Consider the following 26,245-nt stretch of genomic DNA (forward strand, 5'->3'; position numbering starts at 1 on the left):
CAATTTACCTTACTCTATGAAAAACCTTATTAAACTTGTCAGCTATCGCAGAGGACAAGTTATTGTAGCTGTTTCCCTTATTTTAATCGCGCTGGTCATCTTCTTTGCCCGTCGCCACAAACACCAAAATCAAAAGGTTGATGTTGCTTTTAGTAAATATATAGAATCATACACCACGGGTGTAATTTCTAAAAAAAGTCCTATCCGCATAAAACTTGCCGGCGAGTTGCAGGTGGCTCATGCCCAAAATGAAGAACTCAAAGACGATATCTTTGATTTTTCGCCATCGGTTAAAGGAAAGGCGTATTGGATTGATGATCGCACAATAGAATTCAGGCCCGCGGAGGCCATGGATGCTAATGAAGATTACGCCGTTGATTTCGCTTTGGGAAAGGTAGTAAAGGTTGAAAGTGGCTTTGAGCATTTCAAATTCAATTTCCAAACAGTAAAGCCCGATTTCACCATTTCTTTCGCAGGTCTTCGTTCTGCTACTTCAACCTCTACAGACAGGATGAAGCTGATAGGTACCATACAGACCGCTGATGTGGAAGACCCGGCCAAAGTGGAGAAATTGATAAAAATAAACTATCCAACAGCGACCAAAATTAGCTGGCAGCACAATGGGTTGGCAAAATCACACCAGTTTACAGTTGACAATATTACACGTACAGAAAGCGCCACTCCCCTCGCTGTAGATTGGGACGGAGATGCTTTAGATATTGATAAGAAGGGCAAGCAGGATTATGAGGTACCTGCAAAAGGCGATTTTAAAGTACTGGAAGTACGCACCGTGCAGGATAACGACCAGTATGTATCCGTGCAGTTTTCAGACCCTATATTGGTTGGCCAGGAATTGAACGGCCTTATAGGTATCACCAATGTTGCCGATGCTGCCTATACTATTGATGGCAGCATTGTTAAAGTTTATGCGCCGGAGCGTTTACAAGGTAATTATAATGTATTTATTAATGAGGGCATTTACAGCATCAGTCATCAAAAAATAAAAAAGGCTTACACGGCTAACGTTTTCTTTGAGAACCGCTTACCGCAGGTGATCATCCCGGGCAAGGGTGTTATCCTGCCCGATTCCGGTAAATTAATGATGCCTTTTGAAGCCGTTAACCTGAACGCGGTTGATGTAAGCATTATTAAAATTTACGAGAACAATGTTCCGCAATACTTCCAGAGCAATGGCTTTGATGGCGGCGTGGAGTTAAGGCAAGTGGGTAAACCTGTTGTACAGAAAACCATCAGGCTTGATGTGGACAAAGGACTCAACCTCACCAAAAAGAACCGCTTTATGCTGGATGTTGATCAGCTAATGCGCGCCGAACCCGGTGCTATTTATCGCGTTATTATCGGTTTCCGTAAAGAATACTCGCTTTACAACTGCAGCGCTGGCAAACTGGTTGCCAAAAGCAACGATGATGATGGCGAGGACTACGAAGGTGGTGAATACGGGGGCAACAACACCGGCAGCGTTAATGATGAGGATGACGACTTTTGGCAGCGTTATGATAATTATTATCCGGAAGGCTATAGCTGGCAGGACCGTAACGACCCCTGCACAGAATCGTACTTTACTAAAAATCGTTGGGCTACGCGCAACATCATCGCATCAAACATCGGCTTAATTGCTAAACGCGGCAACGATAACACCATGACGGTTGCGGTAACCAACATCCTGAGTGCCGAGCCAATGGGCGGCGTTGAGCTCGAATTGCTGGATTACCAGAAGCAGCTTATCCTTAAGTCAAAGTCTGACGGCGATGGTATGGCCACCTTTAGCCTGAAGCGTAAACCGTACCTGCTGGTGGCCAAAAAAGGTAACGAGCGTGGTTATCTAAAGCTTGACGATGGCGGTTCGCTTCCACTCTCCCGCTTTAATGTTGGCGGCGAACAAGTACAGAACGGCCTTAAAGGTTTTCTGTATGGCGAACGTGGTGTATGGCGCCCCGGCGATTCTATATTCGTAACTTTTATTCTGGAAGACAAACTTAAAACCCTGCCTGCAGATCACCCGGTGGAGTTTGAATTGTACAATCCAAGCGGGCAACTCTATAAAAAGATAACCCGTACCAGTTCTGTCGATGGTTTTTATAGTTTCCATACCGCTACTGAAACCAGTTCTCCTACCGGCAACTGGAGCGCGGTGGTAAAAGTGGGCGGCGCATCTTTCCAAAAGAACATCAAGGTGGAAACCATTATGCCAAACAGGCTTAAGATCAAGCTCGACTTTGGCAACGTTAAAGAACTTACCAAAAACGATGGCATCAACGGTACCCTAAGCGCACAATGGCTTTTTGGTGGCGCGGCGCAAAATTTAAAGGCAAAGGTTGATGCATTCCTGTCATCACAAAAAACAAACTTTAAAGGTTTTGAGGATTATAACTTTGATGACCCTACCCTGGCATTTAACACGCAAACCCAAACCGTTTTTGATGGCAAACTAAACGAGAACGGCGTAGCACAGGTAAACCCGGATATCAACGTTGAGAAACAGGCTCCCGGACAGTTGCGTGCAAACTTCGTAGTTAAAGTGTTTGAGGCAGGCGGTAACTTCAGCATACAACAAGCCAGTATGCCTTATAACGTTTACAGTGGTTATGTAGGCATAAAAACGCCTAAAGGCAGCGACCTGAGCGGGATGCTGGTAACGGATAAAGACCACCAGATTGACATAGCCGACGTGGATGTAAATGGTTCGCCGTTAGCAGGCAGCCACAATGTTGAGGTTGAACTTTACAAGATACAATGGCGCTGGTGGTGGGACGAAACCGGTAACGAACTAAGCAACTTTACGCAGGACCGTTACAACAAGCTTGTAAAAACAGACAATGTACAGTTAAGCAACGGCCGGGGAAAGTGGAACTTAAGGATAAACAAAGCCGACTGGGGCCGTTACCTTATCCGGATAAAAGACCCGCAAACCGGCCACTCTACCGGTAAGATCATCTATGTGGATTGGCCAAATTGGTCTGAGCGCTTGCAAAACACCGACCCTACAGAGGCGGCCATGCTGTCGTTTACCTCTGATAAGCCGAATTATAAAGTAGGCGAAGAAGCTACCCTTACCATACCAACCGGTGGCGATGGCAGGGCTTTGATCAGTTTTGAGAATGGCAGCAAAGTGCTTAAAACCACCTGGATAGATACCAAAAAAGGTGAAACACGCTACAGCTTCAAGATTGACGAAACGATGGCGCCAAACGTTTTTGTGAACGTTACCCTGCTGCAACGGCATGCGCAAACCGTAAACGACCTGCCTATCCGTATGTACGGCGCTATCCCGCTGGTAGTAGATGACCCTGCTACCGTGCTGAAACCTGTGATCAGCATGCCGGATAAGATACGGCCGGAAACGCAATCTGCTATTACGGTTTCAGAAGCCTCCGGCAAGGAAATGACCTACACCATAGCTATTGTAGATGAAGGTTTATTGGACATAACTAATTATAAAACACCTGATCCGCACGAGGCATTTTACGCTCGGGAAGCATTAGGCGTTAAAACCTGGGATCTGTTTGACTACGTAATAGGTGCCTTTGGCGGCGGTTTAGAGCGTATTTTAAGCATTGGCGGTGATGGTACTAATGGCGTTAAAAAGGATGTTACCGTAAACCGGTTTAAACCTGTAGTAAAATTCCTGGGGCCTTTCCACCTTGATGCGGGCGATAAACAAACTACTAAATTTACTTTACCGCAATATGTGGGTTCGGTTAAGGCGATGGTTATTGCCGGCCATGGCGGCGCTTATGGCGCTGCTGAAAAAGCAGTAGCTGTTAAAAAACCACTGATGATATTGGCAACGCTCCCGCGTGTATTGGGTCCGTCAGAAAAAATTCAATTGCCGGTTACCGTCTTCGCGATGGAAAACAACGTCAAAGCGGTGACTGTACAGGTACAATCAAACGTGTTCAGCAATTTAGCCGGTAACAACACCAAGGTGATCAAATTTGCAAAACCGGGTGACCAACTGGTAACCTTTGACCTTGATGTGAAAGATTTTGTGGGCGTTGGCAAAGTGAAGATCATAGCTAAAGCGGGTAGCGAAACTGCCGCTTACGATGTTGAGCTGAACGTACGAAACCCCAATCCACCGGTAACCCGTATTTTTGAGAAGGAGCTTACACCGGGTGCTGCTTACGGTGCTATTTACAATGCCATCGGCATTAGCGGTACCAATAAGGCCGTGCTGGAGGTATCAAGCATACCTTCGCTAAATCTGGCCAAACGCCTCAACTATCTTATCACCTACCCGCATGGTTGTGTTGAGCAAACTACATCATCAGGTTTCCCGCAACTGTACCTGAATGACCTGCTTGATCTTACTCCGCGCCAGAAAGCGGAAACGGAGCGCAATATTAAGTCTACCATTGCACGCCTAAACGGCTTCCGCGTGGCGGGTGGCGGTTTAAGTTACTGGCCCGATGGTGGCAATGCCGACGAGTGGGGAACCAATTATGCCGGCCACTTCCTGATATTGGCGCAAACCAAAGGCTACAGCCTGCCATCTGGCATGCTGGACGACTGGAAACGCTATCAAAAACAAAAAGCGGTTGACTGGTCGCCTAACCCTAACAGCAACATACACGATGGTTATTATTATACCGATCTGGTGCAGGCTTACCGTTTATACCTGCTGGCACTGGCTGGCTCTCCTGAATTAGGCGCCATGAACCGTTTAAGGGAGTATAATTACCTGAGCAACGAAGGCCGCTGGAGATTAGCCGCTGCTTACAAATTGGCCGGCCAACCCGAGGTTGCCCTACGCCTGATAGCCAGGCTGCCAACAACTGTTAAACCTTACAACAGCATGTATGGCACTTACGGCAGCGACCTGCGCGATGAGGCTATGATATTGGAAACCCTAACCCTCCTTGGACAACAGCAACGCGCAGCAGGTTTGGTTAGGACGGTAGCAGCCAAACTATCGCAGGATAGCTGGTACAGTACCCAAACCACCGCATACTCGCTAATAGCCATAGCGCAGTATTGTGGCATTAATAAAAATGGCGGAAAAGTGCAATTCACTTATAATGCCGGTAATAGTAAAGGTAATATCAACGCTAAATCATACGTATGGCAGCAGGAACTCGCGCCTAATGGCGGTAAATTCTCCTTAAAGAATACCGGCAATAACCGGCTTTACGTAAGGCTGATACAGCAAGGACAGCCTTCATCCGGACAGGATGTAAAAACTTATGTAAACCCCGATGTACTGCAGATGAAGGTGGCTTACTTCTCTTTAGGCGGGAATCTTATCGACCCAACATCGCTAAAACAGGGTACTGACTTTGTTGCGCAGGTAACCATTAAAAATCCGGGTAAACGCGGTCGTTACGATAACCTGGCGCTTACGCAGATATTCCCGTCAGGCTGGGAAATATTGAACAGCCGTATGCTGAATAACGACGAAGCCTTTAAATCATCGCCATCAGACTACCGCGACATCCGTGATGACAGGGTGAATACCTATTTCAGCCTGCCGGACGGTAAGGAAGTGGTTTACTATGTTATGCTAAACGCGGCCTACGCGGGTAAGTATTACCTGCCCGCAGCCTACACCGAAGCCATGTATGACCACAACATCAACGCGCTGATACAGGGTAAATGGGTTGAAGTGGTGAAATAGGTGGTAGAGATTGGAGGTCGGTTGATTAGAGATCAGGTTGTCGAAATAAATTGTGTCATTGCGAACGATAGCGTGGCAATCTTACAGGACAAATACATAACAATGCATATTCAACAGTGTACCACCAATGCTGATGGGTTGGATCCGAGTGCTGACTGGTATGATTAGCTTGTTATTTCCTTTTCTATGAGATTGCCACGCTATCGCTCGCAACGACATCGTTTAATAAAAAACAAAGGCCTTGCTAAAAGCAAGGCCTTTGTTTTTTGGTTACGACTACTACTTAGCCGGTGTTATTACAATATTCCTGTAGTCGATAGGGCCATGGTCGCCTTGCAGCATTAGCGGGCCTGGTTCGCCTTCGTTGCTATCAAGGGCACCACCTGTGATACCCGGAATTACCTGCTGACAGATCACCTCTTTCCCGTTGGCTACAATGGTCACTACCCGTCCAACTAAAATAATGTCGTAAGACTGCCATTCGCCGGCGTTTTTAGCCATCATGAGGTTAGGCTGCATAAAACCATAGATAGAGCTAAACTGGTTCATCAGCGGTTCAGGATCGCCTGTTTTGGTATCAATGATCTGCGTTTCGTAACGGCCACGCAGATAAACGCCGCTATTGCTGCCTTTCTGGTACCTGAATTCGATGTGCAGCTTAAAGTTTTTAAACTTTTGGTCGGTAATGAGGTTAGCGCCTGATTGTTTGCTGCGCAATATACCATTCTCTACCACCCACTGGTTCTTGCCATCTGCATGCCATCCCTTGGTATCTTTACCGTTGAACAATCTGATCGGGGTACCCCAAACCGGTGCTTTTGTAGGTAACAATTCCGGAGCGCGCACGCCGGTAAAGCTGTATGTTTTACCATCGGTATAAACCATGCTGCCTTTTATAGCATCGCCGTTCGCTTCAAATTCAAAATCCATATTGCGGGTACCCGGCTCCCATTGTGGTGGTATAGAAAAACTGTATTTGCCATTCTCCGCTTTTACTTCCGCTATAGGGCGTGCGCTGCCAAATGCATACGTAAAACGGCCAATCATGGTATGAAATCCTGATTTTTGCACTTCCAGCCATGAAGGTTGCATCTTACCATCTTTCTCCATGGTAATATCCCAGCGGCCTATTACATCCGGGGCTTTTTTTACTTCCTGCGCATGTGCGGTATTCCCTACTAATGCAGCAAATACCATCGTAAGTGTACCTTTAAAAAATTTGTTAATGAGTGATTGTTTATTCATAATTGGTTATTGAGTAGTTAAAGCTACAAAACATTTGCAATTACGAAGTATAACTAATAAATTAGTTATATGAAATATTCCCTCCTATCCCTCTCACTTTTATTTATTTCTATAGGTGTTAGCGCACAACAGGCACCTAAAATCAATGATGAATTATTGCTCGAATACTATCAAACCCAACGCTTTGCCGAAGCAGCGGATTATTTGAAACAGAGTTATGCCGAGCCGATACAAAACGTAAAAGCTTTGGGACAATTGGCTTACACTACCAGCATGGCAGGTAAACTTAGCGAAGCCGAAAAATATTACCAGCGCATTTATGATATCGATTCAACTAATAAAAGTGTATTGTTTAGCCTTGCAGGTATTAACATGAGGCGTGGAAATAACGCGAAAGCGGAGATATACTATAAACGGATAGTTGCACGGGATACCAGTAATTTTTTGGTATATAAACAATTAGCTAAGATAAGTACCGATAAGAATGATCTTCCGGCAGAAATCAATTATCTGCAAAAGGCTAATGCCCTTAACCCTACCGAACCTGATGTAGCATCAGACCTGAGCAATCTCTATATCAATCTGAAGTTCACGCCAAAGGCAGAGGATATCTTAAACAAAGCCATTGAGGCCGACCAGGAAAACATTATCCTGCTGAATAGCCTCATGCGATTGCAATACACACAAAAAAAGTGGAACGAAACCATTAATACTTGCACTAAGCTAATAGCCAATGGTGATAACTCGGGCCTGGTATTAAATAAAATGGGCGTTGCTTATTACAATATTAAAAGTTACGAGTGCGCATTGGACGCGTTTTTATCTATACCTAAGTTAGCACAAAACGAGTCGTCATATTACTATACCGCGCTTACCTACAAAGCCATAAATGATCAGCCTATGGCTATATTTTACTTAAAACAGGCGCTAACGGATGGCATTACTCCTAATGCAGGTGCTTACTATAGCGAAATTGCCGATAGTGATGAAAAACTTAAGAAGTTTAAAAATGCACTGCAGAATTACCAAAAGAGCCTACAATTTGCGGAAGATCCTTTAGTTTATTATTCGATAGCTAATGTTTACGACACGAACTTAAAAGACAAGAAAAACGCCATCAAATATTATCGCAAATATCTGGCAGGCAAACCCGATGTAGCTAAGCAAAAAGCCTACATTAATTACAGCAAAAGCAGAATAGAAACCCTCGGGCAGAAGATATACTGATATTATTTCTCATACAGCTCCAGCGGCAAGCCATCCGGGTCGGTAAAGAAAGTGAAGCGTTTACCGGTAGTTTCGTCTATACGGATAGGTTCCGTTATTACCGCATGGCCGTTTAGATGAGCAACAGCCTTATCCAGATCATCAACCTCAAAAGCCAGGTGACGCAAGCCCACGGCTTCCGGCCTCGAAGGTCGCGGAGGCGGTCCCGGAAAAGAAAAAAGCTCGATCTGGTAAAGTCCGTTGACTTCCAGATCAAGCTTGTATGATTGGCGTTCTTCGCGGTAAACTTCCTGAAGAACTGTAAAACTTAAAATTTCGGTATAAAACCGTTTAGAGCGCTCGTAGTCTGAACAGATTATCGCAACGTGATGTATCCTGTTCAGCTTTAGCATTTTATTCGTCGCCTAAAATAACGTGCAATACATTGTCATGCACCATTTTAATATCGGTGATGTTGCCAAACAGTTCGCCATCAACAGTAGCGTCGCCGCTGCCGTTTACGGTACCTAACAGGCTAAACTCTGTTTCGCTGGTGGCCATCATCTCAACAAAGCGCTCCTGATCATCAGGGGCAACAGTAACCACTACCCTGCCCTGTGCTTCGCCAAACAGGAAGGCATCTTTACGTATGCTGCTATCACTCTCAATATCAAAACCTAAGCGGTTAGGCATAGCTGCCTCTGTTAAAGCAATGTATAAGCCGCCATCCGCAACATCATGTGCAGATTGGATAACCTTATGCTTGATCAATTGCTTAACCACCTGGTGCATAGCATATTCTTTCTCAAGGTCAAAATATGGAGCCGGAGCTGCCAATATTTTGTGGTACGATGCCAGGTACTGTGACGACGCGATATCATTTTGCGATTCACCAACCAAATAGATCAGGTCGCCGGGTTGTTTAAAGTCTAAGGTCATCAGGTTATCCATCTCATCCATTACGCCTAACATACCAATGGTTGGCGTAGGGAAAACAGGGCCTTCATCTGATGATTGATTGTAGAAACTCACGTTACCACCGGTAACAGGAGTTTCAAATTTGGTACAAGCCTCGCCCATACCTTTAATAGCGCCAACAAACTGCCAGTAAACTTCAGGGATGTAAGGATTACCAAAGTTTAAGCAGTTGGTAATAGCTACCGGCTCACCACCGGCACAGGTGATGTTACGTGCCGCCTCGGCAACCGCAATGGCCGTACCTTTCTGCGGATCAGCATATACATAGCGCGAGTTACAGTCGCAGGTTAAAACAATAGCTTTATCAGTACCTTTTACCGCTACCACGGCTGCATCGCTCGGGCGATTGGTGGTCATGGTTGATGTACCGATCATGGAATCGTACTGGTCGGTAACCCAACGTTTTGATGCCAGGTTAGCATGGCCTATCAAATGTTCTGCTACCTCTACCAGGTTTTCCGGTTCGGCAACATCTTCAATTTTAAATTTCTGGTTTTCGGCGTAGTAAGCCGGCTCGCGGTATTCGCGTTTGTAAACAGGAGCGCCGCCACCTAATACCAGGTCATCAGCCGGTACATCGGCAACTTTCTCGCCGTTCATGTAGTACTCCAAACGTTTGGTATCGGTTACTTCACCTATAATGGCGCAGTTAAGGTCCCATTTATCAAAAACAGCCTCAACAAGCGCTTCTTTACCTTTTTCAACCACAATAAGCATACGTTCCTGAGATTCAGATAGCAGGATCTCGTATGGTTTCATGTTTTCCTGGCGCATCGGTACGCGATCAAGGTGGATGATCATACCATGTTCACCTTTGGCGCTCATTTCTGAGTTGGAGCAGATAATACCTGCCGCACCCATATCCTGCATACCAATTACAGCACCGGTTTTAATCACTTCAAGCGTAGCTTCCAGTAACAATTTCTCCTGGAAAGGGTCACCTACCTGCACAGCAGGCAAATCGTTAACAGAGTCTTCAGTAATATCTTTTGACGCGAAGGCCGCGCCATGTATACCATCTTTACCGGTTGCCGATCCCACAATGTAAACCGGGTTGCCTACACCGTATGATGTGGCCGAAACCGTTTCGCCTGCCTTAACAATACCCGCAGAGAACGCGTTAACCAGCGGATTGATGTTGTAGCACTCATCAAAGAAAAGCTCGCCGCCAACGGTAGGGATGCCAAAGGCATTACCATAATGGCTGATACCTTTTACCACACCTTTAACCAGCCATTTGGTTTTATCAAGGCTAAGGTCGCCAAAGCGTAACGAGTTCATTTGTGCAATGGGGCGTGCACCCATGGTGAAAATATCGCGGTTGATACCGCCTACACCTGTTGCAGCGCCCTGGTAAGGCTCAAGCGCCGATGGATGGTTGTGTGATTCAATTTTAAACGCGCAACCAATACCATCGCCCAGGTCAACCAAACCTGCGTTTTCTTCACCTGCTTTGGCCAGCATGCGCGGGCCATCTTTAGGAAGCGTTTTAAGCCAGGTGATAGAGTTTTTGTAAGAGCAGTGTTCGCTCCACATTACCGCGAAGATAGAAAGCTCGGTAAAGTTGGGTACGCGGCCTAATATTTCTTGTATACGGTCAAATTCTTCAGGTAAAAGTCCCAGATCGCGGGCGGTTTCAACGGTTGTTAATTCCTGGTTCTCCAATGTAGTATCTTTTATGTTGAAAGGATGCGCGAAATTATGAAAAAACTCCGTAAGACCGAAGTCCGAAAGGCTAAAGATGTTGCTTTCTTCAGACTTTCGGACTTAGGGCATCCAAACCGCCTACTGCTGTTCGGTCAATTGGAAATTCATGGGTATACTATACCTTACCCTAACCGGTTGCCCGTTTTGTTTTCCGGGTTTCCACGGCTTAGCGAGTTTTAAAACACGTATGGCTTCTTCATCCATACCGTAACCCGCCTTACCGGTAACCACAATATCGGTTAAACGGCCATCACGCTCCACCACAAAGCTCACTATCACCCGGCCGCTTTTACCTTCTTCCTGGGCTTGTGTAGGGTAGCGCAGGTTTTTATTCAGAAACTTCGCCCAACCTGCGGCGCCGCCTTCCGGCTCGGGCATTATCTCTACGCTTTTATATTCTTTATTAACGTCCACTCCGGGGTCGGTGCCCGCGCCGCCCTGGGCTTGTCCCTGGGTGGGGTCGGCCATTTGCTCCTGCCCCCCTTTGCCTTCGCTGGTCACATTACTTACCTCTTTACCTGCCATATCGTCTATCTTCGGCGGGTTTTCATCTACTTCGCCTGGAACTATGTGTGGTATGGTATATTTTATGGATGGCGCTGCGGGTGATCTTGGCGCCGCAGTCGCGGCAGGCTCTACAGGTTTAGCCTGCTTAACCTCTTGCCTGTGCGGTTGTACAGGAGGAATTACAACAGTGATCATGCTATCTTTGGTGGTAGGCGGTTGTACGTTTTTAGCATGCCCGCCCGCGAAGGTAAATATGCACGAGGCAGATATAACAACAGTGAAAGCTATGCCCATAGCCTTTGCCATTGTACGGTTATAATTTTGCCTTAACTCATAAGCACCGTACTGCTTATTTTTTCCGGAGAATACAAGCTCGAGCCACTCGGGATTGTATAGGTTTAATTTTTCGTTTAGCATAGCGTTTGAAATTTTATTTTACTAATTAACGCTTTTGCCAAATAAAATGTTAGTTAATAATTTATTTTTACAAAATTTTAATTTACTATTTATTATAAATAGAAATTTTATATTGAATTACACAATAATTGCAAAATATAATTTCAAATCTGCAATAATATTACCATTTATCTGTGTTCACTTTTATGGCTTTAGCAGGCACTTTCTTAATTTCGGTACCGTATATCGCTTGTTTTAGCTGTTTATCCAGATAAATGCAGTTAGCGGCGATCTGGTCAAAGTAGGCATCGCGCTCTTTTTGAGTATAGGCATCGGCCAGTTTTTCGATTGGTGTGCTAAGTCCCGAAGCCGGCACCATATTCCCGTAACGATCACGCTTGTAGGGTATAAATTTAAAATTACCAAACTTAAACCTGTACTTACCATCTGCCGCCTGGAAGTTAAACAGATAACTAACCGCCCCGCTTTCCTTTCGCATTAATGATGTACCGCTGTAAACTAAAAAGCTGCCGCTGATATTAAAGGCATGCTCAGCCTGCCCTTTTTCCGGGCGGGAATTACGGTTTAAATTCCGGGCGAAATCCCACGCGCGCCGGTAAACTTCGGTTTCAGGCACCGCAACCTGGTTAACTACCTTATAATATACATAGGTATTGTTTTCATCCATCTGTAACGAATCTTTTTGCGCCATTACATACCGGCTACATAAAAGCAAAGCGAGGCAAACAAGCAATTTTTTCATATCTGTAAATAAAGATAAGCCATCCGCATAAATATACGGATGGCTTAACAGTTTATATGATAAGGTTTTTTTAGAAAGCGTAAACAGCCGCCACCACAAACTGCGATGCCTGCTTGGTTAAGCCACCTCCCTTGGTGGTAAAGCCATCGGTGTTATTCTTGTTGCTATCTAACCTAAACTCTGGTATCAGGGTAAGTGGCCCTGCTTTTACATTAGCGGTAAGAGTAGCCGCGAATACTGAGCTGCCCGGCGGAGGGCCCAGCGGAACAAAAGATCCGGTTTTGGTTTTAAAATACTCGCCTCTTAAACCAAGGGTTACCGTTTTAGATACGCCTACCTGCGGGTACAACGCTACACCGGTGAAACCACCGGTACCGGCAACTGCTGCAGGTTTATAGTCGGCAGCGTTAAGGCCCAGTTTAAAAGCCTCCGTAATTTGGTATGATGTGGTAAGGTCAAATTCGGTACCAGACAATTTACCGGTTAATACGTTAAGGTAGGCTGTCCAACCGGTTACAGGCGATACCATCAGCTGGGCGCCAAAAGTATTTACCTTATCTACCGATTTATACAGGTTCCATGAATCGTTAAAGATACCGGCCATTAAGCTCACCTTGCTGCTAAAAGCATAAGTGGCCTTAAAGCCCGCGTTCTGGAACGGCCCGTTGGTAAAGAGGTATGATGTTGAATAATTAAAGTTACCTACCGGGCTAATTACTTCATAACCAACAAATGTAGCCATGTAACCACCGGTAAGGTTAAACTTATCAGTTACATCGTATGATACATACAAGTTTTGGATATGAAAACTGTTATTGGCATTAGTGGTATTACCATCTCCATTAGGGATGGATTGATACTGCCCTCTTGGGCCAAAAGATAATTCGCCTACAAAAGCGGCCTTGCCCACCTTTTTCTTCAAAGCCAGGTCGATCATACCGATAGAAACCGAATTCTGATCGCTCGCGAAGCTGGTAGGGATGTTATTGTGCTGCGAAAAATCGTACTTATAATAAGTATCAACAGAACCCGATATCACCAAAGGAGGATCGGACTTGGTGGTATCCTGCGCAAATGCGCTTAAAGTGAAAGTAAATACAGACAATAAGAGTAAAAGTCTTTTTTTCATGATAAGAGATTAATTTTAAGTAGTTAGTTAGTTGTTTGATTTATTTAGTTGTCAGTAAAAACCCTAATAATTAAAAAAACAAGGCAACCGTATCAATTCAATTGATCACTCAATTAAAATTTTATCAATCAATCACAAAATCATTAAAATAAATTCACAAATACAGCTATTTTATTATGTTTTTACTAAAATGAGTAATAAATATGAATTAAACAATATGATTTGACATTTTTTTAATTTCAATTAGAAAAAATTTAATAATTGTAACTCGAAAATGCATTTAAAACATTTTTTTATTATCTAAAACCAATATTTTAATAAATTTTATCCTAATTTTCGATCAATACATCACCGAAATTTATTTATTAAAAAAATAACTTCTTTTGCAGATCTTTCTACAATAAAAAACACGGTAGAACTTTACTAATAAGAATTTGGGTGCTTTAGAAATGATTTTTATAATTTTGAAGCCAACCAATTTGTAAAAACCATGTCTAATACCCGTTTCCAGGCTTTAGAGGCTGTATTAAACCGTGAAATTCCGGATATAAAACTCCCATCGTCAAAAATCTCCGATTATTTTGGCGTGAATGTGTTCGACAAAAAGAAAATGAAGGAGTTTTTGTCAAGCGACGCTTACAGTGTAATCATTGATTCTATTGACAATGGTGTTCCTATTCCGCGTGATATGGCCGAACAAGTGGCTTCATCCATGAAAGCATGGGCTATTGGCAAGGGTGCTACACACTATACCCATTGGTTTCAACCGCTTACCGGCACCACTGCCGAAAAGCACGACGCCTTTTTTGAACCCACTGCAGATGGCGGTGCTATAGAGCGTTTTAGCGGCGACGCACTTTCGCAACAGGAGCCGGACGCATCCAGTTTCCCGAGCGGTGGTATACGTAATACTTTTGAGGCGCGTGGCTACACGGCCTGGGACCCATCATCCCCGGCATTTATTATTGGCCGTACCCTTTGTATACCTACCGTTTTTGTATCCTACACCGGCGAGGCGCTTGATTATAAGGTACCGTTATTAAAGGCACTCAACGCGCTTGACAAAGCCGCGGTTGATGTTTGCCATTATTTTGATAAAAGCATTGAAAAGGTAAATGCCTCATTGGGTATTGAGCAGGAATATTTCCTGGTTGATACCGCTTTGTTTAACGCGCGGCCCGACCTGTCACTTACCGGCCGTACCTTATTCGGCCATATGTCTGCCAAGAACCAGCAACTGGAAGACCATTACTTTGGCTCTATCCCCAGCCGTGTTTACGCTTTTATGCAGGACATGGAAACAGAAGCGCTTCAACTGGGCATACCTTTAAAAACACGCCATAATGAGGTTGCTCCATCGCAGTTTGAATGCGCCCCTATTTACGAAGAGATCAACCTCGCCATAGACCACAACCAATTATTGATGGATATTATGGACCGCGTAGCCCAACGCCATCATTTTAAAGTGCTGCTGCACGAAAAACCTTATGCAGGCATCAACGGCTCGGGCAAGCACAATAACTGGTCGCTCATTACCAATACCGGTAAAAACCTGCTATCGCCGGGCAAAACCCCAAAGAATAACCTCATGTTCCTGGCCTTTTTTGTGAATACCATTAAGGCTGTACATGACCATGCCGACCTGCTTCGGGCGTCAATAGCTTCGGTTAATAACGACCATCGCCTTGGTGCGAACGAAGCGCCCCCGGCTATCATCTCTATATTCCTGGGTAGCCAGCTAACAGAAGTGTTGGATGAGATTGATACCTCGCGCCTGAGCAAAAAGATAAAAGAAGAAAATTCGCTATGGCAGGGTATCCCTAAAATACCACAGATATTAAAGGACAACACCGACCGTAACCGCACTTCGCCTTTTGCATTTACCGGTAATAAATTTGAGTTAAGGGCGGTAGGCTCATCGGCCAATTCGGCCAGCCCCATGACCATCCTTAACCTCATTATGGCAGATCAGCTTAAGAAATTTAAGTATGATGTAGATAAGCTGATCAAAAAGGGCGAAAAGAAAGACGTGGCCTTAATGACCATCATCAAGCGCTACATTAAAGAATCGCGCGCAATAAGGTTTGAGGGTAATGGTTATAGTGAGGAATGGGAAAAAGAAGCAGAAGCCCGCGGATTGGCCAATGTAAAAACCACCCCTAAAGCACTCGACGCGCTGATTACTGATAAAGCCGAACTTCTTTTTGAAGAAACCGGCGTATTCACCAAACGCGAGGCACATGCCCGCCATGAGATACTATTAGACAGCTTCTACAAAAAATTACAAATTGAGGCACGTGTAATTGGCGAACTGGTGATGAATATTATTATCCCGGCAGCATTAAGCTATCAATCTAAACTGGTAGAAAATGTAAAAGGCCTTAAAGATATAGGGCTCGACAAAAACAGCTATGAAGCGCAACTGGATATCATCAATAAAATTTCGGGTCATGTTAATTTCCTGAAACAGAATGTTGATGAGATGATAGAAGAACGTAAAAAAGCCAACAAGATCGATGATCTGCGCGAAAGGGCCATTGCTTACGATGAAAAGGTGAAAACCTATTTTGCCCCCATACGCTACCACGCCGATAAATTGGAAACCCTGGTGGATGACAGGTTATGGCCGTTACCAAAATTCAGGGAGCTGCTATTTATTAAATAACAACTCTCTCGTTCATAAAAAAAGGTATGACACACTGAAAGTGCCATACCTTTTTTGTTTACCAGCTTGGTGTAATTACCGTGCGAAAATATCGGCCTGTTGGTGGTTTTCTATAATTACCTCGCGGTATTTACTCAGCAATGCCGACTTTGAAACAAAGCCCACGAACTTACCGTCTTTGGTAACCGGCAGTTGCCATACATCTAAGCCATCAAAAGTTTCCATTACACTGCTCATGGGTTCATCATGGTCTATCATGGCAGGAGGCGTTACCATAATATCGGCCACTGTACGGCCTTCCTGCAGGTCATTAAAAAGGTTTTTCCGTATCTCATCCAGCCATATTACTCCTTCAAGCGTACCTTCATTATTTAATACCGCGAATATATTGGCCTTACTGTTAGCCAATATTTTAAAAAAATCGGCAATAGGCATTAACTTGTTAACCGCTTTGTAATCGCGGTTAATTAGGGAGTCGAGGTTAATGGCATTCAATATACCGGTATCCTGGGCAGGGTCAAGGTTATTTTCATGCACAAGGTGTTCCCAGTACATGTTATGCTTATTAAACATGCGCGAAATAACGTATGACATTGCCGAAACGATCATGAGCGGTATAAAAAGCACGTAGCCACCGGTTATTTCAGCTATCAAAAATATAGCTGTTAGTGGCGCGTGCAGCACTCCGCTTAAAGCGCCAGCCATGCCTACAGCAATAAAATTACTGGTGTTTAAATGTATAAGGCCTGTTTGGTTTACCCCGTAAGCTACAAATAAGCCTAAAAAGGCTCCCGTAAACATGGTAGGTGCAAACGAGCCACCATTACCTCCCGACCCTATAGTTACGCCTGCCGCTATAATTTTGGTAAGTACAAGCGCCGCTATAAACAATAACATAATCCAGGGGTTTTCCAGCCATTGGCTAAAGAACAGGTCCTCTTTTAAAACCTCGATATTACCGTTAAGCATTTGCTGCAGGTAGTGGTACCCTTCCCCAAATAACGTAGGGAAAACCAGGAGCATTAAGCCCAGTAAGAGGCCGCCTGCAATAGCACGTATATAGCGGTTTTGTTTAGTAAAAATCCCCTTCTCCAGTTTACCGCCCACTTTGGATATGTAAACAGCCGTCCACCCGCTTAGCGCGCCAAGGATGATATAAAACGGCAGGGCATTCATTTTCCACCCTTCAGTTACCAGGTGAAAAAGCTGCTGCGAATAAAGCACCTTGGCTACCACCACACCCGTAGCCGAAGCAATGAGCAGAGGAATAAACGTTGGAATAGTGATCTCCCCGATGAGTATCTCTAAAGAAAAGAGTACGCCCGCTATTGGGCTGTTAAACACAGCCGCAATACCAGCCGAAGTACCGGCAGCCAGCAATACCGTTTTTTCATATGGGCTCAGGTTAAAGAACTTGCCCACGTTTGAACCTATGGCCGCTCCTGTACAAACAATAGGCGCCTCCAAACCGGCAGACCCGCCAAAACCAACCGTTAAAGAACTGGTAATAAGATGCGAATAGATATTATTGTAGCGCAGGTTAGAGCGGTTGCGCTTAATATTGAGCAGGATGCTACCAATGCCTTTTTGCATACGATCGCGGTTAACGAGATGCTGCCAGGCAACCGTTAAAAATATACCCAGAGCCGGTAAAAACACATAGATGATATGAAATGGCAAATGCGAGGCAATATTACGGCTCAGCTCCTCCATAAAACGAACCAGGAACTTTAACACTGTTGCTGCCAGGCCACCAATAAAACCCACAAAAACGCTGCTATACAGTAAAAAGTTACGCTGTACATTACGCTTGAGGCGCCAGCGGTTAATTTTGTAATTAAGAGTTCGTAGCATAAGAGTAGTGTAGCGCAGTAATGTAACAATTTTACCGCTTATAAATAGTATTAAGCAGTATATTTGCCCATGACTTCTCCGCAAAGATACGATCAACGCGGCGTTTCTGCATCAAAAGATGATGTACATAATGCCATTAAAAACATTGATAAAGGGATATTTCCAAAAGCATTCTGCAAAATAATACCTGATATATTAACCAACGACCCGGCATACTGTAATATTATGCATGCCGATGGCGCAGGTACCAAATCGTCACTGGCTTATACTTACTGGAAAGAAACCGGCGATATATCTGTATGGCGTGGCATTGCTCAGGATGCCATTATCATGAATATTGATGACCTGCTTTGCGTGGGCGCGGTTGACAATATCCTGCTATCATCAACCATTGGTCGTAATAAAAACCTGATACCCGGAGAGGTTATAGCCGCCATTATTAACGGCACCGAAGAAGTACTGGCCGAATTACGTGATGCAGGTATAGGTATCTACTCAACCGGCGGGGAAACTGCCGATGTGGGCGACCTGGTGCGCACCATCATTGTAGATTCTACCGTAACCTGCCGCATGAAACGCGAAGATGTGATCTCTAATGACCGTATTAAACCGGGCGATGTGATTGTTGGCCTGGCATCATATGGTAAGGCTACATACGAACAAGAATATAACGGTGGAATGGGCTCAAATGGCTTAACATCTGCACGCCATGATGTTTTCAATAAATCAATAGCCGAAAAATACAGTGAGAGCTATGACCCTGCCGTACCTTACGATCTGGTATTCAGCGGCAGTAAAAACCTTACAGATCAAATAGATATAGACAATGGAGAAACGGTTACAGCAGGCAAGCTGGTATTATCCGCCACCCGCACCTATGCCCCTATCATTAAGGCAGTGCTTGAAAAATTCCGTGGCCGTATCAATGGCATGGTACATTGCAGCGGAGGCGCACAAACCAAGGTGCTGCACTTTGTGGAGAACCTGCACATCATTAAAGATAACCTGTTCCCTATACCCCCATTATTTAAGCTGATACAGGAAGAATCAAACACCTCGTGGCAGGAAATGTACAAGGTATTTAATATGGGTCACCGTATGGAACTTTACGTACCCGAAGAAATTGCCGCTGAAATTATTGCTATATCAAAAAGCTTTAATGTTGAAGCGCAGATCATTGGCCGCGTGGAAGCCGCAGATAAGAAGAAAGTGACCGTTACCTCTGAATTCGGAGAATTTGTATATGAATAATTGCCTTTAGATGCTTCATTTTCTGTCAGAACAATCTTCATTTACTCTTTGGATGATATTTCTGGCAGAAAATGTCTTCATTACTATCATTGCCATAGCCGCCGGATCTTATGTAATTAAGCGTCATCTCAAACAAAAGCCTGTCGCCTCAGAACGGGAAATAGTATTTTGTATAGTTACTAACTTACTGAATACCGCTATCACTTATGCCGGCTTCAGGCTTTGGCAGCACGGCTATATTGTATTTTCATTTGCCATAAACTGGCGTACTCTAACTGATTTTTTGCTGCTGTTTATGGCGATGGACCTGGCCATGTACCTGTTTCATTACGGTATACACCGCACCATTGCCTACCGGTATATCCATCAGCTGCACCACCACTACACCAACCCTACCCCCATTGATCTTTTCGTATTGCATCCTTTAGAAACACTGGGGTTTGGCGCACTATGGTTGGCTATGCTCTATCTTTACAGTTTTAATTTCGCGGCGGTACTCATATACCTAACAATTAATGTAGTGTATGGCATAACAGGGCACCTTGGAATTGAGCCTCTTCCAGCTGGCTGGAGAAATAAGCCTTTACTGAAACATCTGGGAACATCAACTTTCCATCACCGGCATCATAGCGATATCCATTGTAACTTCGGCTTTTATACCAATATTTGGGATAAGCTTTTTAAAACTTACAAACCATAAGAAAGCCCCCAAAACAAGAAAGGCCTCCGGAAATCCGGAGGCCTTTCTAATGTATTATTGTTAAAGCGTATTACTTTACTTTCAATATTACGTTACCTAAAGAACAAGCTACGTAAACGGTTGTACCGGTTGCATCAACTGCAACACCGGCAGGGGCGTTAAACGGAGTGATCAGGCTTAAGTAGCCGCTACCAGCTAATGAAGTTACTGCACCGGCAGGGGTAATTTTACGTACCAGGTTGTTATCTGTATCAGCAACATATACGTTACCGTTTACATCAACAGCTACACCAGCCGGGTGATAGAATGATGCGGCGGTACCGTTACCATCGGCATTGCCTATTGAACCGCTACCGGCAAGAGTAGTTACCACACCAGAGGCAGTTACTTTACGGATAGTGTGGTTATTTGCATCAGCAACATATAAGTTACCGGCTGCATCAACAGCAATACTGCGCGGGCCATTAAACTTAGCCGCCGTACCTGCACCGTCAGCATTACCTGCGCTGCTACCCGCTAAGGTAGTTACCACACCGGCAGCAGTGATTTTACGGATAAGGTTGTTGTTAAAGTCGGCTACGTAAACGTTACCGGCTGCGTCAACCGCTACACCTGAAGGGCCGTTAAACCTTGCAGCAGTACCTGTAGCGTCGGTTTTACCTGAGCTGGTTGCACCGGCTAAAGTACTCACCGCGCCTGTAGATATAATTTTACGGATCTGGTTGTTACCATAATCAGCTACATAAACGTTACCTGTTGCATCAACTGCAACACCCGCAGGGTTGTTGTAAGATGCTAAAGTACCAACAGCCGAAGTATTTGAGCTACCTTGTGTTACCGAACCTGAAAAGGTAGTAGTAGCACCCGAAGTAGTTACAATTTTACGGATTTGGTTGTTGGCCTGGTCGGCAACCAAAAGGTTACCAGATGCATCAACCGCTAAAGCGGTTGGGTAGCTAAATACTGCTGCACCAGCAGTACCGTTTGCAAAACCTGCAACACCCGAACCAGCAACGGCTGATACCGTACCTGTTGTTGAAACAGGAGTTGGTGCCGGAGCAGGACTGTCATTCTTTTTACAGGCCGTGAACATCACAACAGGCAATGCTGCTAATAATGTTGCTTTAGCTATATAATTAAACTTATTTTTTTTCATGTGAAATGTCTTACTAATGATCAGTTAGATTAATTGAAGATATATCTTAGACCAAATTGTGCCTGCCATCTTGATGCCTGAGATACACCGTTACCGAATGAATTGGTAAGAGGTACCTGGTTGGTGTTATCAAAGTATGGGAATGAATAAGTAGGTCTGCCGGTTGCTGGGTCAATACCTTTGTAAGTTAACAGCGTAGTACGGTTAACAAATTTGAAGTTACCCCATGCAGCGTTCAGGAAGTTACCTAAGTTGATGATGTTGAACTCAAACTGTAAGGTATTTTTAATCTTACCGGTAGTTTGGTAAAGGTCCTGGGTGAAGTTAAAGTTAACCAGGTGGAAGTAAGGTAATACCAAACCGTTACGCTCGGCATATTTACCTCTGCGTTTGCTCAGGTATGGATCCTGGTTAATGTAAGCATCTAACTGCGCGTAAGTCTGTGAAACTGTACGTGGGTCTGATGCATTATCTTTTACCAACACAATGTCGTTAGCATCTTTAGGCACATAGATCAGGTCATTGCTGGTCTGTCCGTCGCCGTTAACGTCACCACTGTATACATAAGAAGCAACACCATTGTTAGCAGCCTCGTAGGTTAAACCGATAGAGGTAGTTAAGTGGTTAAGGTATTGTTTACGGTATGATGCAGAAGCGATGATACGGTTAGGCTGATAGAAGTTTGAGTATGAAGTTACGTTAGCATTCGGATCGCCAGATACTGAACGGTCTCTCCAGGTTGATTGCGCAATAGAACCACCATCGTTAACTGTACGGCTATCAGAGTAAGTATAAGCAACGTTAAAGTAGAATTCTTTAAAGGTACGCTGTAACTGACCGGTGATGCTGTAAGTATAACCTTTGTTGGTGTTTTTAAGCAAAATAGCGTCGGTAATGTTAGGGTTGGTAGCTGTGTTACCGTTAGCACCGTTTGGCAGTGTAATAGATGGGTAAACAGTAGTACTGCTGTAACGTACGCGATTATCGCTACCTACAAAAGTATAACCTGTTGATGGCAGCGCAACGTTTTGATAGTATACGCCATTGATATCTTTAGAGTAGATACCTTCTAAGGTACCAATAACACCGAACGGTAATTTCTGGTCAACCGCTACGTTAGCTCTGAAGTTTGAAGGGAACTTGAAGTTCTTATCAATAATAGCCAGGTTGTACTGTGCGTTAGCGGCAGCAGCCTGTGGCCTGTTAGCATTAACGTCAGGATTGAAAGCTAAACGAGGATCAGTAGCAGTTACACCAGCTTGTCCGGGAACAAGTGTGTATGAACCAAACTGCACACCGTTGTTACTTGCCTGGTTAGAGATATAAACGTATGGAACCGGACCGGTAAATATACCTACACCACCACGTAACTGAGTATTACCCTGTCCGTTAACATCCCAGTTGAAACCAACACGTGGCGATAACTGTATGCGGGTTTTAGGATATTGAGCAGTATTTACCTGGTAACCATCTCTGAAACCGGTTAAGGCAGCAGCATTAGCATTAAAGTCGCTCTTGGTGTTGTACACCGGCATATCGGCACGTAAACCGTAAGTTAACTTAAAGTTGTCGTTCACCTGCCATTTATCCTGAGCATACAGGCCAATGGTGTAAGCTTTAATATAAGCGAATGGGAAAGAACCATCAGGTAATGCAGAATACTGATAAGCATAACGCACAGCGTTTGTAGCGCCTGTGTTAGCAGAAGCATAAAAATCGGCTAAGCTGTTAAAGCGGTATAAACCGTTATAGTTAGGCGCGAAACCGTTTTTAAATTTGTTTAATTCGTTCTGTGTACCGATGTTGATCTCGTGTTTACCTGCAAATATGGTAAACTGATCACTGAACTGGTAAGTATCCGTATTTAATACGTTGTTAGCAGTAAACGGCTCATAACCAAATGAAGTTAAAGTACCGGTACCTTGTGGATTCAGGATATCAACCAATGGGAAAGCGCCACCGCCTGGTGATTGACGGAAATCGCGTAGCGCCTGGTAGCCAACAGTTAATTTGTTAGCATACTTGTCGCTGATGCGGGTATTCAACTCGGCTATACCAATGTTAAAGTTGTTGTTGATGGTATAGTAAGATGAGAAGAACGGTAAGCCAACTAAGCCCGGGCTACGGGTACCCTGCGCGCCTGAACTGCTTGGAGGCACATCACGGAAAGATTTTAAGTAAAAATATTTCAATGATAAGGTGTTGTTCTTGTCAATGTTCCAGTCAAGTTTCGCAGCGATCTTGTCTGATTGGGTGCGTAACTGATAGTTCTCAAATGCACCCGGATCATAGTTATACGTTTTTTTCAGGAAATTGCTCAGGGTAGTCAGGTCATTATAAGATGCCTGTGAAATGCTACCACCTGCAGTTTGTCCATCGCGTAACGCGGTGTAAGAAGTTGCAGGGTCTTTTATCCTTTCCTGCTCACCAGAGATGAAGAAGAATAATTTGTTTTTGATGATCGGGCCACCTAAGCTGATACCACGCTGATTGTAGTCAATAGATGGTTTAGCAACTGTAGTGGTCAAAGTTTTTAAACCTACTAAGCCGGCAGTACGTTTGTACAGGTAAACGCTACCTTTAAATTCGTTGGTACCTGATTTAGTAACGGTGTTAATACCGGTACCTGCGAAACGGCCTTGGGTAACGTCAAAAGGAGATACAGAAACCTGGATCTGCTCAATAGCGTCAAGTGAGATAGGCTGTGAGTTAGCCTGGCCACCCAAAGTGTTTGACAAACCGAAAGAGTTGTTGAACAATGCACCGTCAACAGTTAAGTTGTTACCGTTACCGTTGCGGCCGCCAAAGCTGGTACCGTTAGCGGTAGGTGTTAACTTGGTATAATCGTAGATAGACCTGCTGATCGTTGGTAAACGATCGATCTGTGCGCGCGTAACAATCTCCTGAGAACCTGTCCTGGAGTTGTTGATCACTTTGTTTTGTTTACTGGTAACGGTGATCTCGCTAAGTTGTGTGCTGGTTGGCAGCATCTTAGTATCGATCTTAAAGTCCTGACCTAAAGAAAGCGTAATGTTTTCCTGGGTGCTTGGATTAAAACCGATAAATTTAAAAGTTACAGTGTAGGGCCCACCAATACGTAAGTTTGGTAAATTGTACCTACCATCGGCACGTGTAACAGTACCATAATTAGTACCTGTAGGTGCGTGAAAAGCCTGTACGGTAACGCCAGGCAGGGGTGCCCCCTTCTCGTCAACTACAGTTCCTGAGATGCTACTGGTTGTTACCTGTGCGAAGGTAAAAGCGGTAGTAAAACTCAGTAATAATAAGAGTAAAAACTTCCTCATACTTTGTTGTTTTGTTTAACCTTAATTTGAATTTAATCTTAAGTGAATTATGTGGCAAAGATAATCAACAAAGAGCTACAGTATATTAAGTTTATGTTAAGAATAGAAGGATACTTTTCAACACTTTACAGGTAATTTAATGAAATATGAATTTTAAATGAAAAAAACATACTGTTTTATAATGAAATTTGAAATTTATAGCACTAATGCACTCATCACTACTTGTTTGTAGCCGCATTTGCCAAAAGTTTCGCGGTGTTTCATTTACACTGCTTTTTATTTAGCTTTGGCAATCCAAAAATCATAAAAGATATATACTCATATGGATTACGATTTAATAGTTATTGGTTCGGGCCCGGGCGGTTATGTGGCCGCTATCCGCGCATCGCAACTGGGTTTAAAAACCGCCATTATAGAAAAAGAATCGCTTGGAGGCATTTGCCTTAACTGGGGGTGTATCCCTACTAAAGCGCTGTTAAAAAGCGCCCAGGTGTTTGAATATTTAAACCACTCTGCCGAGTACGGTATAAAAACCAACGGTGGCGAGGTTGACTTTGAAGCCGTTATCAAACGCAGCCGTGGTGTTGCCGATGGCATGAGCAAAGGTGTACAGTTCCTGATGAAGAAGAACAAAATAGATGTGATCATCGGTTTTGGTACCCTTAAAGCGAAAGATACCGTATCAGTAAAAAGTAACGACGGTACAGTTAAAGACTTTAAAGCAAAGCATATTATCCTGGCTACAGGCGGTCGCTCACGCGAATTGCCTAACCTTAAACAGGATGGTAAAAAAGTTATCGGCTACCGCCAGGCCATGATCCTTCCGCAGCAACCTAAATCAATGGTTGTGGTAGGCTCGGGCGCTATCGGTATCGAGTTCGCATACTTCTATAACGCCATAGGCACTAAGGTTACCGTGGTAGAATACCTGGACAATATTGTTCCGCTGGAAGATGAAGAGGTTTCAAAAGCACTGCTGCGTTCACTTAAAAAACAGGGCATCAATATCATGACGGGCTCTACCGTTGAATCTGTTGATACCAATGGCGAAGGCTGCCGCGTAAATGTAAAAACAGCCAACGGTAACGAAGTACTGGAGGCCGACATCGTTTTATCGGCAATAGGTATATCTACCAATATTGAAGGCATTGGCCTTGAACAAGTAGGTGTAAAAACCGATAAGGGAAAGGTGCTTGTTGATGATTTCTACAAAACCAACATTGACGGCGTTTACGCCATCGGCGATATTGTTAAAGGCCAGGCCCTGGCACACGTAGCCTCTGCAGAAGGTATTATTTGCGTAGAGAAAATTGCCGGCCAAAACCCCGAGCCGTTAAACTATAACAACATACCGGGATGTACCTACTGCTCGCCTGAAGTAGCTTCTGTAGGCTACACCGAAAAAGCGGCTAAAGAAGCGGGTTACGAACTAAAGATCGGTAAGTTCCCTTTCTCTGCATCGGGTAAGGCAAGTGCTGCCGGCGCTAAAGATGGTTTTGTGAAAGTGATATTTGATGCCAAATACGGAGAGTTCCTGGGCGCGCACATGATCGGTTACAACGTAACCGAGATGATCGCCGAGGTAGTTACCGCGCGTAAATTGGAAACAACCGGTCATGAGATCATTAAATCGGTACACCCGCACCCTACCATGAGCGAGGCCGTTATGGAAGCCGCCGCTGATGCATACGGTGAAGTGATACACTTGTAGCACACATTGCAATATATATAACAAGAAAGCCGCTTTA

Annotated in this window: 15 protein-coding genes; 6 read left to right on the forward strand and 9 right to left on the reverse strand. The window is 44.3% G+C overall.

The features are described 5' to 3' along the window. Window positions 1–16 precede the first annotated feature (16 nt). Window positions 17–5,635, forward strand: a complete 5,619-nt coding sequence (locus CKK33_RS14115; RefSeq protein WP_095704723.1) for an alpha-2-macroglobulin — start codon at window positions 17–19, stop codon at window positions 5,633–5,635. A 279-nt stretch (window positions 5,636–5,914) separates the two neighbouring features. On the opposite strand, the gene CKK33_RS14120 is transcribed toward CKK33_RS14115, so the two are convergent. Next, on the reverse strand, window positions 5,915–6,880 hold the full coding sequence (locus CKK33_RS14120) for a DUF1080 domain-containing protein (RefSeq protein ID WP_095704724.1): 966 nt from the start codon (window positions 6,878–6,880) through the stop codon (window positions 5,915–5,917). Between the two features lie 69 nt (window positions 6,881–6,949). On the opposite strand from CKK33_RS14120, the gene CKK33_RS14125 reads away from it, so the two are divergent. Then, window positions 6,950–8,107, forward strand: a complete 1,158-nt coding sequence (locus CKK33_RS14125) for a tetratricopeptide repeat protein (protein ID WP_095704725.1) — start codon at window positions 6,950–6,952, stop codon at window positions 8,105–8,107. A gap of 2 nt (window positions 8,108–8,109) precedes the next feature. Here the strand turns inward: CKK33_RS14125 and CKK33_RS14130 are convergent, their stop codons facing one another. From CKK33_RS14130 to CKK33_RS14150, 5 genes are all read right to left on the reverse strand, one after another. Continuing rightward, entirely contained in the window at window positions 8,110–8,499 is a 390-nt protein-coding gene (locus CKK33_RS14130; RefSeq protein WP_095704726.1) for a VOC family protein, read from the reverse strand. Between the two features lies 1 nt (window position 8,500). Beyond that, entirely contained in the window at window positions 8,501–10,729 is a 2,229-nt protein-coding gene (gene purL / locus CKK33_RS14135) for a phosphoribosylformylglycinamidine synthase subunit PurL (protein ID WP_095704727.1), read from the reverse strand. Window positions 10,730–10,849: 120 nt separating this feature from the next. Continuing rightward, complete coding sequence (locus tag CKK33_RS14140; protein ID WP_095704728.1) at window positions 10,850–11,695, reverse strand: energy transducer TonB; 846 nt, start codon at window positions 11,693–11,695, stop codon at window positions 10,850–10,852. Window positions 11,696–11,855: 160 nt separating this feature from the next. Next, window positions 11,856–12,437 carry a hypothetical protein gene (locus tag CKK33_RS14145; RefSeq protein ID WP_143822963.1) on the reverse strand — a complete coding sequence of 194 codons (582 nt, stop codon included), beginning with the start codon at window positions 12,435–12,437 and terminating at the stop codon, window positions 11,856–11,858. 70 nt (window positions 12,438–12,507) lie between these two features. Further along, window positions 12,508–13,566, reverse strand: a complete 1,059-nt coding sequence (locus tag CKK33_RS14150; protein ID WP_095704730.1) for a porin — start codon at window positions 13,564–13,566, stop codon at window positions 12,508–12,510. 490 nt (window positions 13,567–14,056) lie between these two features. Between CKK33_RS14150 and CKK33_RS14155 the strand changes: the two genes are divergently transcribed. Further along, on the forward strand, window positions 14,057–16,231 hold the full coding sequence (locus CKK33_RS14155) for a glutamine synthetase III (RefSeq protein ID WP_095704731.1): 2,175 nt from the start codon (window positions 14,057–14,059) through the stop codon (window positions 16,229–16,231). Window positions 16,232–16,306: 75 nt separating this feature from the next. On the opposite strand, the gene CKK33_RS14160 is transcribed toward CKK33_RS14155, so the two are convergent. Next, window positions 16,307–18,085, reverse strand: coding sequence for a chloride channel protein (locus CKK33_RS14160; RefSeq protein ID WP_095704732.1), 1,779 nt, complete (start codon window positions 18,083–18,085; stop codon window positions 16,307–16,309). A 69-nt stretch (window positions 18,086–18,154) separates the two neighbouring features. On the opposite strand from CKK33_RS14160, the gene CKK33_RS14165 reads away from it, so the two are divergent. Together CKK33_RS14165 and CKK33_RS14170 are read left to right on the forward strand one after the other, a co-directional pair. Then, on the forward strand, window positions 18,155–19,336 hold the full coding sequence (locus CKK33_RS14165; RefSeq protein ID WP_095704733.1) for an AIR synthase-related protein: 1,182 nt from the start codon (window positions 18,155–18,157) through the stop codon (window positions 19,334–19,336). 52 nt (window positions 19,337–19,388) lie between these two features. Next, window positions 19,389–20,036 (forward strand): sterol desaturase family protein, encoded by a 648-nt coding sequence (locus tag CKK33_RS14170; RefSeq protein WP_233138221.1) that lies wholly within the window; start codon window positions 19,389–19,391, stop codon window positions 20,034–20,036. 70 nt (window positions 20,037–20,106) lie between these two features. On the opposite strand, the gene CKK33_RS14175 is transcribed toward CKK33_RS14170, so the two are convergent. Together CKK33_RS14175 and CKK33_RS14180 are read right to left on the reverse strand one after the other, a co-directional pair. After that, window positions 20,107–21,192, reverse strand: a complete 1,086-nt coding sequence (locus tag CKK33_RS14175) for an NHL repeat-containing protein (protein ID WP_198952473.1) — start codon at window positions 21,190–21,192, stop codon at window positions 20,107–20,109. A gap of 29 nt (window positions 21,193–21,221) precedes the next feature. After that, the gene (locus CKK33_RS14180) at window positions 21,222–24,497 is read right to left on the reverse strand and encodes a TonB-dependent receptor (protein ID WP_095704735.1); all 3,276 of its coding nucleotides are present in this window, start codon (window positions 24,495–24,497) and stop codon (window positions 21,222–21,224) included. 322 nt (window positions 24,498–24,819) lie between these two features. Between CKK33_RS14180 and lpdA the strand changes: the two genes are divergently transcribed. Further along, window positions 24,820–26,208 (forward strand): dihydrolipoyl dehydrogenase, encoded by a 1,389-nt coding sequence (lpdA, locus tag CKK33_RS14185; RefSeq protein ID WP_095704736.1) that lies wholly within the window; start codon window positions 24,820–24,822, stop codon window positions 26,206–26,208. Window positions 26,209–26,245: the final 37 nt, after the last annotated feature.

This window comes from Mucilaginibacter sp. MD40 (assembly GCF_002288635.1).
Taxonomy (GTDB): Bacteria; Bacteroidota; Bacteroidia; order Sphingobacteriales; family Sphingobacteriaceae; genus Mucilaginibacter.